The sequence below is a fragment of the Paenibacillus agricola genome (assembly GCF_011440305.1).
GTDB classification, from domain to species: Bacteria; Bacillota; Bacilli; order Paenibacillales; family NBRC-103111; genus Paenibacillus_S; species Paenibacillus_S agricola.
On the sequence record NZ_JAAOIW010000002.1, the window covers coordinates 1 to 16690 of the forward strand.

Sequence of the window (16690 nt, forward strand, 5' to 3'; positions counted from 1 at the left end):
GATATATCCAGTATTACAACCACAAACGCATAAAGGCAAAACTAAAGGGCATGAGCCCGGTACAATACCGGATTCACACCCATAAGGTAGCCTAATATATATTGTCTAACTTTTTGGGGTCACTTCAGATGCTGGGCGGCTTTTTGGTGTGCTTGGCTTATGATGTGCGGGATCGAAATGAAAGCTTGATCCTTAGGTGAGACAGCGCGTGCCGCCTACTATTTTCTTGAATCCGCGCCAACTAAATTGGCTTTATGGGTTACAGCTAAAGCTGGTTTTTGGACACGTTCATATTGCTGGTGGTTGATCTTAAAAGGATTCGCATTTACGGCAACCTGTTGTTCTCCACCATTTAGAGCCAAAGTGAGCATAATAATCACAGCAGACACCATCAGCATTAGCTTTACCGCAAGCTTCATATCATAAAACCCTCCCGTATCAAGGTCCATCTAAGCCTCATTATAAAATTGGAGTATTATCGCTATATGATCCAGAGATGTTTTTTTTGTAAATAAACCCCTAAATGTTTACTTAAAACTATGGGCTATTCCATGCTTACCCTGATTTTGTTATACTATAGAATGGTTGTCTGATCGGATAAAGGAGAATTTTTTACGCACTAATTTCCAGGGAACTTTAGGAGGAATATACCATGTCCAAATATCATGCTTTAACCGAGGCGCAGGCCGTACAATATGCACGCAGCCTTCCCGATTTATTCACCCCTGACAGCGAGCTTTCCAGCCATGAGATTGGCGATGGTAACTTAAACCTCGTATTTCACATTTCAGAGCCGTCCACGGGGAAAAGCATTATTTTAAAGCAAGCCATTCCTTATGCAAAGGTTGTTGGAGAGTCCATGCCCTTGACCTTGGACCGCGCACGTATCGAAAGTGAGGCGCTGCTAATCCAGGAATCCTTATGCCCTGATCTAGTGCCGCATGTTTATGCGTACGAGCCGGACCTCGCGCTGACGGTTATGCAGGATCTAAGTGACCATACAATTATGCGTAAAGGCTTAATAGAAGGCAACCGTTATCCCCTGTTTGCACAGCATATTGGACGTTTTATCGCCCACACTTTATTTTATACATCCGATTTGGGCATGAACCAGCAAGAAAAAAAGCTAAGAGTTAAGCAATTTATTAACCCTGAGCTGTGCAAAATAACGGAGGATTTAATATTTGATGATCCTTACCGTGATGCCGATACCAACAATATTCCCCCTGCCATTCGGGATGCTGTGGAGGTTTTGTGGAAAGATCAGGAGCTACTGCTAGAGGTGGCGATTTTGCGTAATGGATTCCTGACCAAAGCCCAATCCCTGCTTCATGGCGATTTGCATACAGGCAGTATTTTTATTAAGGAAGATTCTACAAAGGTCATCGACCCCGAATTTGCCTACTATGGGCCTATGGGCTTTGATATTGGTGCTTTATTTGCCAATCTGCTATTAAACTTCACCGCGCAGGAAGGCTGGAGCAAGGATGCCAAATCCCGTGCTGACTACCGCAATTATTTATTAGGAACGGTAAAGGATGTATGGAGCTTTTTCGTTGGCGAATTTCGGTCCTTGTGGGCTTTGTATGGTGTGGACCGCGTATTCGCAGGCGAAAGCTACCAGGATTATTATTTGCAGCAGGTGCTGCGTGATACTTGGGGATATACAGGTGCCAAAATGGTTCGCCGTGTCCATGGCCTGGCGCAGGTCGCTGATATTAACAAGCTTGAGGACCCTGCCGCGAAGGAGCGGGCGCAACGCATCGCTTTGCGCATAGGGACGACACTTATTAAGCAGCATCGCCAAGCCACGTCCATAGATGGGCTTATCGAGATTGCCTTGAACAATGTAGAGTAAGCCAAAAGTGAGGTCAACGAACATCAGGAAGGGAGCTCATCTAAATGAACTTATCTAATAAACAAGAAGCAAAGCCGGCTGCGGATTGGCTGCAATCCGTTCGCTGGAACTCAGCGGACAATTGGCTTGACCTGCTGGACCAGCGTTTGCTGCCAGCTGACATTGTCTACTTGGAGCTAACAACATCCGAGCAGGTCTGGGAGGCCATCAAGCAGTTGGCCGTACGCGGTGCGCCGGCTATTGGTATTACGGCGGCGTACGGGGTTTACCTAGGCGTACGCGGCGTAAGCGGCAGCCTGGAGGAGCTGCTTGACGAAGCGGTCAAGCAGTGCGATTATTTGGCGACGTCACGCCCGACGGCGGTCAATTTGTTTTGGGCGCTGGAGCGGATGAAACAGCGCGCCACAGGTTTGGCCGCAGCAGGCGGCGAGCCGGAGGCGATGAAGCTGGCGCTGCTGGATGAAGCGAAGCTGATCCAGAGCGAGGATGAAGAGACGTGCCGGCTCATCGGCGAGCACGCGCTGGCGCTGTTCGAGGACGGCATGGGCGTCCTCACGCACTGCAACGCCGGCGGCCTGGCCACGGCACGCTACGGCACGGCGCTGGCGCCGATGTACCTGGCGCAGGAGCGCGGCATACACCTCAAGGTGTATGCCGACGAGACGCGGCCGGTGCTGCAAGGCGCACGCCTGACGGCGTTCGAGCTGCAGCAGGCTGGCGTGGACGTGACGCTGATCTGCGACAATATGGCCGGCGTCGTGATGAGCAAGGGCTGGGTACAAGCCGTGATCGTCGGCACCGACCGAGTTGCCGCCAATGGCGATGTCGCTAACAAGATCGGTACCTACAGCGTGGCTGTGCTTGCGAAAGCACATGGCATTCCCTTCTACGTCGCTTGCCCGATGTCGACCATCGACCTGAACACAGCCTCTGGTGATGATATTCCTATTGAGGAACGCCATGAGGACGAAATTACACAGGGCTTTGGCAAACGGACAGCACCTATAGGCGTCAAGGTGTTCAACCCGGCATTCGATATCACGCCTAATGAATATGTAACGGCCATCATTACAGAGAAAGGCATTATCCGAGCGCCTTACCCTGAGAATTTGAAGCAGCTTTTCCTATAAGTATGAAAAAAACAAAAAAACGGCGTACATCCAGAAATGGAATGCGCCGTTTTTTTCATGAAATGTTTACTTGATTAAATAAGGAGGGATCAATTTTAATAGATAGGTTACATCTGCTCTATCAAAGATGCCATCATTATTGGTGTCCACACGATTTCTAATTTGTTGATATACATAACTAATATCCAGTTTGATCTGAGCCTGAATGATACTAGCCGTGCTATTCAACATTCCATCTTTCATAGCTATGGCTGTGATTACTTGTCCCGTGTTCAAGACTGGCTTCTGCGCTGGGTTGTATGCCAGGCTTTGCCTTGTTGGTATGCTTGCATCAAGTGTGTAATAAATCACGGCCTCACTGGTACTACTTGTTAAAGTCACTTCGGTTTGTCCGTTTGCCAGAAACGTTGTGCTGCTTTGTAAGGCTACTTGCTCACTTTCAAATACACCATATATCGAGAAATGGGTTACTTGCGCAAAGGCATTCCCATTAACGATTTGTGTAGCTATATATTCCCACTTCAAGGTAGCTTCATTATAATAAAAAATCCCTACTTTTGCTGTATTGGCACTTGAATCGACTGGAAGCTGTAAAGTAATGGGCTGGTTCGGATTAATCGTAATCCCAAAAAGTGTGAAATTAAGAACCTTTCCAGCTGCCTTGAGCGGGCTACCCGCTATGTTCGGCGGATTGCTAATTAGCGTAGCCGTAATCTTGGCTCCAGGAGCGATCTGTGCCCCATTAAATTGGATATTGACGCCACCTTCAAACTCCATTTGAGCTGCCCCTGCACTAACAGCCTGCTCGACTCCCAACTCAACTTGGCGTGTCACTCGAATATCATAATCCTTCGTCGTTGTATGATCCGATGCCGTTACACGAATTTTGATCGTTTGCGTCCCTGCTTGCAGTCCCGATATCTTCAAAACATCGTAGACAGTAGACGTAACCGTCCCCCCACTAGAAGTTACAATATGCGATGCTCCCGTTCCCGCATAAACTAATTTTAGATATACATTGTCAACCACACTTCCAACACTAAGGTCATATTTCGAGCCGTCAAATAATAAATCGCTAGTATTGTATTGAATTTTCGTCAAATCCGCATTACTAGTGGGTATGGGTGCTACCGTTACTTGAATATCGTAATCCTTTGTGTTTGCCATGTCCTCCGATGTGACACGTATTTTGACAGTATGAACACCCGATGTCAATGATTGTAATTTCAGTGTAGAACCGTTAACACTAGGCGCAACAGTTCCCGTATGCGATAAGACAATCGTTGAAGCCATGGATGATGCTAGATGCAGCGATAAATCTAAGCTTTGCACGGAGCTATCCACACTAAGCTTGTATTGTCCATCGCTAACTATTAAATCGTTGGCGCCATAGCTAATCTTACTTAAATTTGCATTGGGAGATGCCAGTTTGGCGATAAACCCATTATTAACATAGTTCTCCGATTGTTGTTCAAAGGTTCCAATTGAGCCCGTAACAATGGGTTCTCCACTGCCTGATACTATTAAATCGTTCAGCTCATGATCTTGCCCAGGAACACCAAATGTTTTTTGCCATTCTGTATCATACAAGGAATTGAGCTTTAATAGAAGCCCGTATCTGTCATAATCGTCATTACTGAAGCTGGTTCCTATTAAGTAACCTTCATCAGAGGTTTGGCGAATGTGAAGAGATTGGTAGCCAAAGTAGTATTCCTCACTGAACGGTTTAACAACTGGGGTTGACAGCGTCCCCGAGACAGCATTCATAGGTTGTATAAGGATATTGGAGGTGCCTTCTCCTTCCGCTTCCTCAAAACCTACTGCTACATAATTCCCTGCTTTTGTGGTCGTAATTGAATGGAAATTATTGTTATTATCACCCAATCTCGGGATTTCTTTATTCCAGGATAACGAAGAGTTATAATCGCCACTGGCTGGCGAATATGCCAGCATAAATACTTTTCCATTACTCGTTGAATCCAATTCGCCATAAGGAATACGGCTATTTCCCACAACTACATATTGCTCAGGATTAATCCCTTTTATTAATTGAGTGGCTGAAATTTCCGACCCATATTCATCTGGATACTCATCGTGACAGCCCAAGCTAACAATCGTGCTTAAACCAGTCTCCCATTTGTAACGTTCAAGCGTAAAACCATTAATGCCATCACTATCAAAATCATATAAAACCATAAACTCATTAAGACGGTCGGAAGCAACTACCGCTTTCAGTTCATCAACTTCTAACTCGTCGGAGCTGGCTACGATTTGGAATGTAGTTTCATCAAATATTTTAATAAAGGGTATACGAGGTGATTCTCCAAAACCCATTTCACCAATAATTACATATTTACCTGTTTGTCCTGTAAGTTGTGCAATATCCGTTACCACTGTATTATCCAATTGTAAGGAAGACTCAATGGTACCTACGAGGTCTGTTTTGAAAATGGTTGCTTGGTGTTTATCTCCAATTCCTTCCACATAACTGATTGTATCCGCTATGTATAGAATCCGATCATTACCTAGGTCAGCGTCCTTATCATTAATAGGCAAAGCTTTAGTAACAGCGTCTCCTAATCTGCTGTAGCCTGGATCCTTAGAATCATGCTTCCATACAAAATCCGTTGTGGATACGGCATGCGTAGTGGATGGATGCAGCACCACAAGCAAAGTAATTAACAACAATAACCCTACCCCTATAAATCTTCGATAATAACTGATATTAAACACAGCTGAAATTCGATTGAAATTCACTTAACAATCATCTCCTAGTAAAATATAACTGAAACTATCATATATTTTCAGTATACCTTATTTTCTGGAATAAATTATATTAAAAGTGACACCTTTTCTATGAAGGTTCTTCTATTCTGTTAGATTTTGTCTTCACATTTTTTTTACACATATTCCAGTTGTTAGAAGGTGGTATTCACACTTCATTCACATCCCATTGCTACATTAATAGAAGCTAGCAATCCGATTGCTTGAATCGTTTGAAAGGAGAGGCATGCATGAAATCTCGCAAAAAAATAGGGATCACCTTAGTTACTTTATTGGTAATATGCGGGGCTGGAGCTTACTGGTATTGGACCTGGTCCTCCCAACCCAAAAACCAAGCTGCAAACACCCAGGAAAAAATAATGCCCATAAAAAAAGGCACGATACGTTCAGTAGTATCGGGAACCTCGCAATTTGAGGCGAGGGATATGCAGAACATTATCGCCACGGCTGACGGTACGATCAAGACGATGAACCTCACCAGAAACCAAGCGGTTAAGAAAGGTGAGGTTCTGCTCGAAATTTCGGTACCTTCCCAAGAAATCAGCTTGCAGGAATCGGAGTCTACGCTTCAACAGCTCCAGAAGGATGTAAGTGAGCTTCAAAACCAGCAAAATAATTTACAAATTATCGCTCCTATAAGCGGAACCTTGACACTGATCAATAATCTGGATGTGGGTGCCAACGTTAGCAAGACGAGCCGTTTTGCCACGATTTCTGATTCTTCCTCATTAATAGCCAAGCTACCCTTTCAATTGGAAAATGCGGTGCAGCTTAAAAAAGGTGATGTTCTGGATTTGGCAGTCGATGGCTTTAACCTGACTAAAACCGCAAAAGTTGAAGCCATAGGCACTTTGCCCAAGGCTGATGCCAATGGCGGCAAGTTGTTGGATGTGGAGATAAAAGTTAGCAATGATGGTACGCTGGCAGCCGGTATGAGGGTTAAAGGCAGCCTACAGCTAGGTGGAAGGCTAATCGAATCGACCGATAAAGCTACCTTGGATTTCAACTCGGTTGAAACAATATTGACCAACGCTAGTGGAAGCATTAAAGAGCTGAAAGTGAAAAATGGCAATTTCGTCAACAAAGGCGAGCTCATTGCTTCCCTGTTTAATGATACGCTTCAAAACGATATTTCAACCAAGCAATCGGCGATGGAACGCCAAAGAAATACGATAAATGATCTCCAGGAAAAGATCAAACAACTTACAATCATAGCTCCATTCGACGGCGTGTTCTCTACCGATTTTGCCAATAAGAGAAGCAATGTGCTCGCAAGCTATCCGGTCGGTTCCAAGATCGAAATCAATACGCTTTTGGGTGCCGTTGCCAGTCTTGATTATATGCAATTGCCGATCCAGGTGGATGAGTTGGATTTACCCAATGTTCAAACGGGGATGAAAGCAGCGGTGCGCGTAGATTCCATTACGAACAAAGTATTCGAAGGCGAGGTTAACCAAGTATCTACGGTGGGTACGACTACTAACGGGGTTACTTTTTTTGATGCTGTCTTATCAGTAAAAAATACGAGCGAGCTCCGGTATGGCATGACCGCAACCGCCGAAATTATTATTCAGGATAAAAAGGATATTATTTTGCTTCCGATTGAAGCGCTCCAGCAACAGCAAGGTAAAAGGTATGTTACCCTGCAGCAGCCCGATGGCACAAAAGCTGAAAAGCACGAGATCAAAATCGGGATCCGTAATAAAACAGACGTTGAGGTTACCGAAGGCTTGAAGGAAGGCGACCAGGTTGTAGTAGCTACACGCCGGGGCACGCAAAATGCCAGCCAAGCTGACATTGACCGGATTCGCCAGCAATTCCAAGGCGGCGCTGGTGGTGCGGGCGTTATTCCTGGCGGTGCAGGTGGTACTGTTCCCAGCGGCGCGGGCGGTGCCGGAGGCAACCAAAGAACTGGTGGCGGCGGTACCCGTTAATGTGACGAGGAATAGGAGGTTTTTGAGGGATGCACAAAATGATCGATCTAAAGCATATAACCAAGGTATACGAGCGGGGTATGGAGAAGCTGCACATTTTAAATGACCTTTCCTTATCTGTGGTTCAAGGTGATTTTGTAGCGATCATCGGACCCAGCGGCTCGGGTAAATCCACGCTTATGAATATGATTGGCTTATTGGATATTCCGACCTCCGGCAGCTATTTGCTGGATGGTGTGGCCACCGAGAAAATGAGCGACAATCAGCTGGCAGAGCTTCGCAATAAAAAAATCGGTTTTATTTTCCAACAGTTTAATTTGCTTCCCCGGCTGAACGCATTGGAGAATGTAGAGCTGCCTTTGATTTATTCAGGGCTTGGCAAAAAGGAACGCCGTGAAAAAGCGATGAGTATGCTTAAATTGCTGGGGATGGGGGAACGTGGACACCACAAACCGAGCGAGCTCTCAGGTGGGCAGCAGCAGCGTGTGGCCATAGCCCGCGCCTTGTCCGTTTCACCCTCCTTGCTTTTAGCCGATGAGCCTACAGGGGCGTTGGACACCAAAACAGGCAATGAGGTTCTTGAGCTGATCATCCAATTAAACAACCAAGGCAATACGATCGTGTTGATTACCCATGACCCACATATAGCGGAAAATGCCCGCAGGGTCATATCTATTCGTGATGGCGCTATTGTGAAGGATGAACGGCTGCTGCCCCTTCCGGGAGAAGCGGCCCATACAGCAGATGATGCAACGGCAACGGCTCATTTAGCTTCTCATCAGAAAGAGATGATAGAGGTCATAGCCCCTAAAGCTTCAAGCCATTTAGAGGTGAACGGATGAATCCATTAGAGCTGCTCTATATGTCACTGCGCACGGTAACCGCTAATCCAATGCGCACCATGCTGACCATGCTGGGCGTCATTATCGGTGTGAGCTCCGTTGTTACGTTGGTCGCAATCGGGCAAGGTGCCAATGCGCAAATCGAAAAGCAATACGAAAGCCTTGGAACCAACCTGATCGTGGTCAACACTCTCGGAAATGGAAGAGCCACCCAGCTTGATTATGATGAATTGATGACGCTGGAGGAGCTTCCAGAGATTGAAACCATTGCCCCTACGATGGTTAAAGGTGGCTCCAATATCAAATATGACCGTGTACAAGAAAAATACACAGTGGTCGGGACCAACGACCGCTACCTGTCTTTGATGAAGGGCGAGCTTGCCTCAGGACGATTCGTTGTTGATGGCGACATGGGCTTCCGTAACCAGGTTGCTGTGTTGGGCAGCACGGTTGCCCAAAATTATTTTGGTACCTTGGACCCGATTGGCGAAGATATCAATATCGATGGTATCGTGTTTACCATTGTCGGAACACTCAAAGTGAAAGGCTCGAACATTAGTGGTGTCTCGTTGGACAACTCGGTATTCGTACCTTTGGAAACAGCGAGACGCGCTTTCAAGCTGGGAAATATCCGTACCACCTACTTGGAGGCACCTACCAAAGAGCAGCTTTCCACAGCCCAAAGCACGATGCAGCAATATTTAACCTATAAATTCAAAAGCAGCACAGGCTTTCAATTGATTAATCAGGATGAATTAATGAATGCCCGTGTTGCCGCATCAAGCACCTTAAATAACCAGCTCATTAGTGTGGCTTGCATCTCATTGTTGGTCGGCGGAATTGGCATCATGAACATAATGCTGGTAACCGTTAGCGAACGAACACGCGAAATTGGGATTCGCAAATCCATCGGTGCAAAGCGCAGAAACATCCTGCTGCAATTTCTAATTGAAGCCACAGTTATTAGCGGATTAGGCGGCATTATTGGATTGCTGCTGGGAAGCGGCATCGCGATCGCCTGGCCGATGATCAATCCGAAGCAGACGACGGAGTTGTCTTTGGAGGTTAGCATGTACGCTTTCTTATTCTCGGTAGCGGTTGGCATGATATTCGGGCTCTACCCCGCCAACAAAGCCTCCAAGCTGCGCCCGATTGACGCTCTACGTACCGATTAGTTTAGGAGGAAAAAACGTTGAAAAACAATCATAAATCAGCACCATTTAACAAGAAATGGCTATTCACATTGGCTGTTTGCACAACATGCATGTTGGCAGTAGCTCCTTCTGCTTTTGCTGGTAAAGAGGGTGTGTTTGTTTCCGCTGATACTTATTTCACTTTGGAGGATGCCTCTTTTACAGCCGGGAATGATTCTACTTCCTTGCAATTCGCCCTGAAAATGCATAATGGCAGCAGTGAGGACATCGATTTCAACAGCTATGGAGTCCGTATTGTTGATGCCGAAGGCAATCCGTTTTCCGCCCAATTAACAAGCAAGCAGAATGCCAGAGTGACTCCAGGAAAAGATAGTGATTTTCGTTTTTTTTCGAAAATGGCCATTGGCGAAACGCCAGAGGAGCTAAAAGTAAATGTGTTCGCCTGGGACGAAACCGAGCCTACGTTTATGAGAAGCATTGGCGATTTGTCAGTGTACAGCGCGGTTTCCTCCTTGTATGATGCATCCAAGCAAATTTTGATTCCGATGAATGATTTGGATGCTTCTTATTCCAAGGAAGTTCAAGTCGCCATGCGTTTAGGGCGCAGCTACCAAATAGCCGAGAACGGCAGCAGCTACATGTACACAGAGCTATACACACAAAATACAGATAAAGTGAACCTGTCCCTTCCCTCTAATCTGCAATTTCGTTTAATAGGAACAGACTCTTTGCAATACGTTGGAGCTTTGCTCGAAGGAAACCAACAACCTCTACAGCCTGGCAAGCTAACCAAGCTAACGCTGCGCACTCTCGTTCCTGACAGCTTTTTGATAGCAAAATCCAGAATCGAGGCCTTCCATGTGGAATCAGCCGAGGACCGTATATTAGGGGCCTTATCGATCTCCGAAACCGAGCTTAGAATGCCAATTGGCCAAGAGCAGCCCTATTCCATGTTGGGCTCGGATAACGGCATACGTGTGATGGCTGAAAGAGCAATCGCTGTCAAACAAACCGAAGGGATCCTTTTGCAAACAACGGTCAAAATCCGTAACGACAGCGCCACCGCAACAACGCTCCCTGCTTTTACGGCAGCCTACCAGTTTGGCACAGGCAGCGTCGAGGCAAGCCAGGAGCAATCGGTTCGAACCGGCTTTCTTTCACCTCATCAAACGGCTACCGTCCAATATTCGGTCCTACTGCCGGATGGTATTGATCCCAAGACTGTCGATCTTGTCTTATTCGAGCCCGTATCAGGCACGAATACAGGTGCCTCGGCTACTAACAATACAAGCAACAGCAGCGCCAATAGCGCAGGAACAAGCTCCAATTCTGGCAGCATTGCCAATGGGACAGCAGGCTCAGCTACTAACGGTGCTAATGGAAATGCAAGCAGCACTGGCAGCACTGGCAGCACTGGCAACACCAGCAGCAACGGCGGCTCTGCAAGCAACTCAAGTAACAGCGGAAATGCTGGCAATACAACGAATAATAGCGCTAATTCTAATAATGATGCGTCCAGTAATACAGCATCAAGCAGCAACAGCATCGCATCGGGCAGCGCATCTTCAGCTAGTAATAGCTCCAATGGATCGACCAGCAGCTCCAATACAACCAACAATTCCAATACGGCCAATAGAAACACATCCGGTAAACGCCCTATAATGTTGATTGATCTCAGTACTGTAGAATTCGCAAGCCATGCAGCTATCCAATCCAAATCCTATGAGCTAGGAACACCACTGAGCTTTGTTTCCAATGGTTGGCTGGATACGAATATAGAGGTGTCACTGGTCGAGCTCCATATGCATGAGAATAGCGATTTCGGCTATAAAACAGCGGTAGCCAAATATAAATTGACCAACCGGGGTAGCAGCACCCTGAATTTACCTGCATTGGGTACGGAGCTGATCAATAATCAAGGTCTCGCTTTTGCTGGGATTAGGCAGTCCTCCACGGCTAGCCAAATTATGCCCAATACAAGCTATGTGGTGTCCTACTCTTATTTGCTGCCTACATCGGAAACAGGCGCGCAGCTGGCATTAAATGTGTTTGATCCCAAATCAACAGCATCCAATAAGCTGTCGATCGGCACCTACCAAGTCGCTATACAACCCGAATCGACTGATAAAACAATCAGCTTCTATCCGTTCCAGATCAGCTTTGATGCTTACGCGATCACGACATTATACAGCTCTAATGCTTACAACTATATTTTGAGCCTGGACCTGTCAGTAAGTCGCCAGGACTTGGTCATAGTAGACCAAAACTTCTCGCAGCTGGAATTTGAAATCATTGATGGACTCGGCCGCTCGTTGGGCTCGCAAACGGCTGCCTTCACCGGAACGCAAAAGCTTATATCCGGCAACCAAAAGATAACGTTCAGCAACATTAAAACCCAACAATTCGAAACGGGTTTAACGATTCATGTGTATGAAACGATTACGACCCCTAACGGCCCAGCCAAGCGGCTAGTGAAGCTCTTAACACAAGAATAGGCATCTCATCAAAGCCTTTTCGCTTAAGTCTTAATGCTGCCTTATTCATAAAAAGCCTGACAGCTCCATTGGAGCCAGTCAGGCTTTTTTCTATTGCTTAGCGATATCAATCAGTAAAGTGATAATCTCGTATGGCTTAATCGGCAGCCGAATCACCGGGCCCAGCGTTAATCCGCCGACAGGGCGCTCCAGCAGGTCGCTTTCCTGCCAGCTGTGAATTGTGTAATCGCTGCTGACTTCCACGCTTCCACGCTGGCCGCCGAACTCGTGGAACCGCAGGACGACACGTTCGTCGTCCTCGGCTTTTTTGACGGCATCGATATGCACCGTCCCGCCACCACCGGTCAAACGGAATAACGATCCCGGCGCCATAGCGGCTCCAAGCTTGCAGGACATCGGCGCATTGAGGTCCCATGCCTCCTGCACGGTGCCTCCCTCCAGCCAATCCCCCTTATGGGGCAGGAGGGAATACGTAAAGGCATGATGCCCTTGGTCGGCCTGGTCATCGGGAATCAGCGCCGATTTGATAAGGGTTAGGCGCAGTATATGATCCTTAATGTCGTAGCCGTATTTGCAATCATTCAACAGGCTAACCCCGTAGCCGCGTTCGGACAAATCCGCCCATTGATGTCCCACTACCTCAAAGCGCGCATAATCCCAGCTTGTATTCCAATGCGTAGGCCGCTTCACATTGCCGTATTGGATGTCGTAGGTAGCCTCTGTTGAGCGTACTTCAACGGGGAATGCCGCTTTTAATAGCTTGCGCTGCTCATGCCAGTCGACCTCTGTAACGTAATCGATCCTTCGCGAACGTGCATAAACAATCATTTGCTGGCTAATGGTTGAAGCCTTGTAGCTCCATTTAAAATGGATAACAGCCCGAAGCGGCCCTGTTTCCACGATCGAAGCAGCGGTTAAGCCAGTAATCTCCTCTTGCTTCTCTTGATAATAAATATCGATATCCCAAGCTTCATGCCTGCTCTTGGGCTTGTCCTCAAACACCTGTAATACATTGCCGCAAAAGCCTGCAGCCAACACCTCACGTTGAGCCGTTTTGTCCCAAATTGAGGTCAATTGTCCCTTGTCGTTCCAAGTGATCGTATAATATGGAGTGTCAATCCCATGGCTATGCCCAGTAAATATTGACCGTGATTGATGTTGTGATTCATGTTGTGATTCATGCTGTGATTCATGCTGTGATGCATATTGTGATCTACCCATATCCAGCACCGTGTTAGCAATCTGTTGGCTTGCTGCTTCTTTACTAACAAACTCTGCGTCAAAATCTAGTTGTTTAGCTTCTGGAGCCTTATAGGTGATTGTACAATAGCCCATTGGCGCTACTCCAACTAATTCAATCCACCAGCCTGTCGAATCCTGCTGGGCTTGCAACGCTTGGCCTTGGCTATCCTGCCATATCTCGCCAGCCCCAACATTTACCCCGGACTCCAACAGTCGATCATGAGCTACCTGGACCAAACCGCTTCTTGCCCAGCTTGCGCTATTCCAAACCGTAAATGTAGTTTCTTTCGTATTACCATTGCTACCGGACGCAACTACACGCAAACCGAGCGCTTCCTCCGCCTGGCTACATGCTTGCAGAAGTATCCGCTCTGCTTGTCCATACTCCACGCGGGAATCGTCATATACTTCCTTAATCGAGGAGCCAGGAATAATGTCATGGAATTGGTTGCGAAGCACTATTTTCCACGCTTCGTCGATCTGCTCCTTGGCATACGGCAGCCAATTGCCTTGCTCTAGACTGCCCATAACGCCCAGCCATTCCACTTCACGAAGCAGCAGCTCCAACTTGCGGTTCATCAGCTTGTTATAGGCTTGGCTTGTATAGGTGCCGCGGTGAAGCTCCAAATACAGCTCGCCATCCCAAGTATGCACATACTCCTTCGTAGCCGCTACGGTCTGCCGCAGCTGGGCAAAATATTCATCTGCCCTCCCTGTTGCCACATGGGGAATGCCCGGCATTTCATCCAGTCTGCGCCGCATCTCCAGCATCTCACGGTTAACCCCACCTCCGCCATCACCATAGCCATAGGCTAAAAGCAGCTCACGATTAACCGGCTTGTCGCGGTATGTGTCCCAAATCCCGTTAACAGAGCTAGCTGTCACATCGCCATTGTACGTATAAAGCCAGCCACCGCCAGCAGAAGGGTCAGGTGTCGTAATAAAATGTGTCAGTATCTCCGTTCCATCGATCCCCCGCCACTTAAAGGTATCATGCGGCATCCGGTTGTATTGATTCCAGCTGATTTTAGTCGTCATAAATGTATCAATCCCGGACTTCCGCAAGATTTGCGGCAGCGCCCAGCTATAGCCAAATACATCGGGTAGCCACAAATATGTACATTCCGCACCAAATTCGTCACGAAGAAAGCGTGTACCGTAAAGCAGCTGTCTGACTAATGATTCACCCGAGGTCAGGTTACAATCCGCCTCCAGCCACATGCCTCCGCCTGCTTCCCATCGCCCTTCCTTAACGCGCTGCTTAATTTGCTCATAAATATCCGGATAGTCCGTTTTTATATATTCATACAGCTGTGGCATCGTTTGCAAAAACACATAATCCGGGAACTTCTCCATTAATCGCAGTACCGTCGAAAAAGAACGTGCCGCCTTTTCACGGGTATGCTTCAGCCTCCAGAGCCATGCCACATCAATGTGCGTATGCCCAATACAGCGAACGGTCACCGCATGGTGTTTCGGAAGCTGCTGCACCGTTCCACGCAGCAAATTTGCCGCAGCGCTTATCGAGTCATAAAAATCCCCAGAACCCGGCCTTGACCAATCTACCAAAAGAAAGGCCTGGTCTACAGCAGACAGCAGCATCTGCCGCTCGGGCGTATGCTCATGGAGCACTTTCACAACATCAAGAGCAGCTCGCGCAGTGTAATACAAATCATCTGCGGCTTCATCCAACCAGCATAGCTCAGCTCTGCGCAGCTGGTGCTCCATAATCGCCTTGAATTGGTATCCCCCCAAGCCGCTCCATAACCGGAAGCAAAGCCCTATCGTCGTACCGCTACATTCGTCAAAAAACACCTCTTGGTGGTTCGAATCAACACCTTGGTAAGGCTTCCCATTCACATAAAGCAACGATTCAAAGCCGGAGCTGCCACCAGTGAGCCCAAAATCAAACCTTCCCAGCACGCTCCGCCCCTGCCAAGCTGCAGGCACCTTCACCTCCGCTGCCAGCCACACATAACGGTCACGTCCTTGCCAACGGTCCCCGAGCGACATTTCCATCGTGTCCGCCGATTGCGTCAAGGGCAGCACAGGCCGTGCCCCGACTTCACCCAATGGATCCTCCAAGCTATGGAACGCAGGGATCGAACAGCTTTCCCGATAACGAAACTCACTTAACTCCTGAACACGGGCATTTAATTTTTCCCATATATACAACATGAAGGCTGCTCCCCCTTTATTGGTTATTTGCGCCCCACACTATCCCGTACGATTAGCTGTGCCGCTACCAGGCTATTCCTTTTTTCCTCAAAGGGCCTACGCCCATCAATCACTTCTAATATTTGCTGGGCAGCCAAGCGCCCCATCTCAACATAAGGAACCTCCACTGATGTAAGTGTGGGATACATATGCTGGTTGATCCGCTCCGTATTATCCGCAGCCATTACATGGATATCCTTGCCGACCTTCATACTTAACAGCTGCGCGGCACGGCTCACATAAACAGCACCTCTTGACCAGTTGCATAATACGGCTGAAGCTTGTCCACGCTCCATTACCCAATGATGCCAAAAACCAATCCGCTGCTCCCAAGGACCATCCGCCGCCGTAAATACAACTGGCTCCAGCCCTTTGGCCAGCATCCATTCCCTGTACGCTTCCCGACGTTGCTGGTCCCCTTTGCCAAGCTCAATATGCTCATGGTAAAGCTCCAGATAGCTAGGCGGCAATCCCGTCCGCTCCCATATAAAATCAAGCGCGCGATAAATGCTGTCGCGATAATCCATCAATATCGAAGCAATCTGCCCATGCTCAGGATAGCCCTCCACCGATACGTAAGGCAGTCGATGCGTGTTAACTAGCTGCGCCCAAGCTTCATCCACAAGATGGGGGCGATCTAAAGCGACAATGCCATCAATCCGCCGCTGTAAATACAAGTCCAGCAGCCCTTCCAGCTTCTGATGCTCAGCAGGTCCAGACGGATACAGCAATACATAATAGCCTTGGACGGCGCATGCTTCCTCCATGCCCTCGAGTACCTGCAAAAACAAAGGATTCGCCACATGGCCATAGGCCGCCAAGCAGCGGCTGCGCCCCGTCTTCATACCTCTAGCATGAGCATCCACTTGATAGTTCAATTCATGGATCGCAGCGAGCACGGCTTTTCGTTTCTCCTCACCGACTCCTATGCCTTGCGTGCCGTTCAACACAGCAGATACAACGCTTCTCGATACGCCCGCAAGCTTAGCTACATCAAAGCTAGTTACTCTTTTACCTGTCATAGCCTACACCTC

Annotated in this window: 11 protein-coding genes; 7 read left to right on the top strand and 4 right to left on the bottom strand. The window is 47.7% G+C overall.

The window, feature by feature from the left end; all coding sequences use genetic code 11:
- The coding region (locus tag G9U52_RS04525) for an IS3 family transposase (RefSeq protein ID WP_166146753.1) at positions 1-95 on the top strand (95 nt) is incomplete at its 5' end.
- 123 nt (positions 96-218) lie between these two features.
- Here the strand turns inward: G9U52_RS04525 and G9U52_RS04530 are convergent.
- The gene (locus G9U52_RS04530) at positions 219-419 is read right to left on the bottom strand and encodes a hypothetical protein (protein WP_166146755.1); all 201 of its coding nucleotides are present in this window, start codon (positions 417-419) and stop codon (positions 219-221) included.
- Positions 420-652: 233 nt separating this feature from the next.
- Between G9U52_RS04530 and mtnK the strand changes: the two genes are divergently transcribed.
- Positions 653-1858: an S-methyl-5-thioribose kinase gene (gene mtnK / locus G9U52_RS04535; protein ID WP_166146757.1), complete on the top strand. Its 1206-nt coding sequence runs from the start codon at positions 653-655 to the stop codon at positions 1856-1858.
- A gap of 44 nt (positions 1859-1902) precedes the next feature.
- The gene (mtnA, locus tag G9U52_RS04540; RefSeq protein WP_166146759.1) at positions 1903-2988 is read left to right on the top strand and encodes an S-methyl-5-thioribose-1-phosphate isomerase; all 1086 of its coding nucleotides are present in this window, start codon (positions 1903-1905) and stop codon (positions 2986-2988) included.
- A gap of 66 nt (positions 2989-3054) precedes the next feature.
- On the opposite strand, the gene G9U52_RS41295 is transcribed toward mtnA, so the two are convergent.
- A complete protein-coding gene (locus tag G9U52_RS41295; RefSeq protein WP_166146761.1) occupies positions 3055-5745 on the bottom strand; it encodes a chitobiase/beta-hexosaminidase C-terminal domain-containing protein in 2691 nt (896 codons plus the stop codon).
- A gap of 257 nt (positions 5746-6002) precedes the next feature.
- Here G9U52_RS41295 and G9U52_RS04550 point away from each other — a divergent pair, with 257 nt between their 5' ends.
- From G9U52_RS04550 to G9U52_RS04565, 4 genes are read left to right on the top strand one after another with little or no spacing between them, the layout of a single operon-like run.
- Entirely contained in the window at positions 6003-7706 is a 1704-nt protein-coding gene (locus G9U52_RS04550; RefSeq protein ID WP_166146763.1) for an efflux RND transporter periplasmic adaptor subunit, read from the top strand.
- A 29-nt stretch (positions 7707-7735) separates the two neighbouring features.
- Positions 7736-8548 (top strand): ABC transporter ATP-binding protein, encoded by an 813-nt coding sequence (locus tag G9U52_RS04555; protein WP_243767148.1) that lies wholly within the window; start codon positions 7736-7738, stop codon positions 8546-8548.
- A complete protein-coding gene (locus G9U52_RS04560) occupies positions 8545-9723 on the top strand; it encodes an ABC transporter permease (protein ID WP_166146765.1) in 1179 nt (392 codons plus the stop codon). Before G9U52_RS04555 ends, G9U52_RS04560 begins: the two co-directional genes overlap by 4 nt.
- Before the next feature lie 17 nt (positions 9724-9740).
- Entirely contained in the window at positions 9741-12197 is a 2457-nt protein-coding gene (locus G9U52_RS04565) for a hypothetical protein (RefSeq protein ID WP_166146767.1), read from the top strand.
- A 90-nt stretch (positions 12198-12287) separates the two neighbouring features.
- On the opposite strand, the gene G9U52_RS04570 is transcribed toward G9U52_RS04565, so the two are convergent.
- Both G9U52_RS04570 and G9U52_RS04575 read right to left on the bottom strand, forming a co-directional pair.
- Complete coding sequence (locus G9U52_RS04570) at positions 12288-15617, bottom strand: alpha-mannosidase (protein ID WP_166146769.1); 3330 nt, start codon at positions 15615-15617, stop codon at positions 12288-12290.
- A gap of 23 nt (positions 15618-15640) precedes the next feature.
- Entirely contained in the window at positions 15641-16678 is a 1038-nt protein-coding gene (locus tag G9U52_RS04575; protein WP_166146771.1) for a LacI family DNA-binding transcriptional regulator, read from the bottom strand.
- Between the last annotated feature and the right edge of the window lie 12 nt (positions 16679-16690).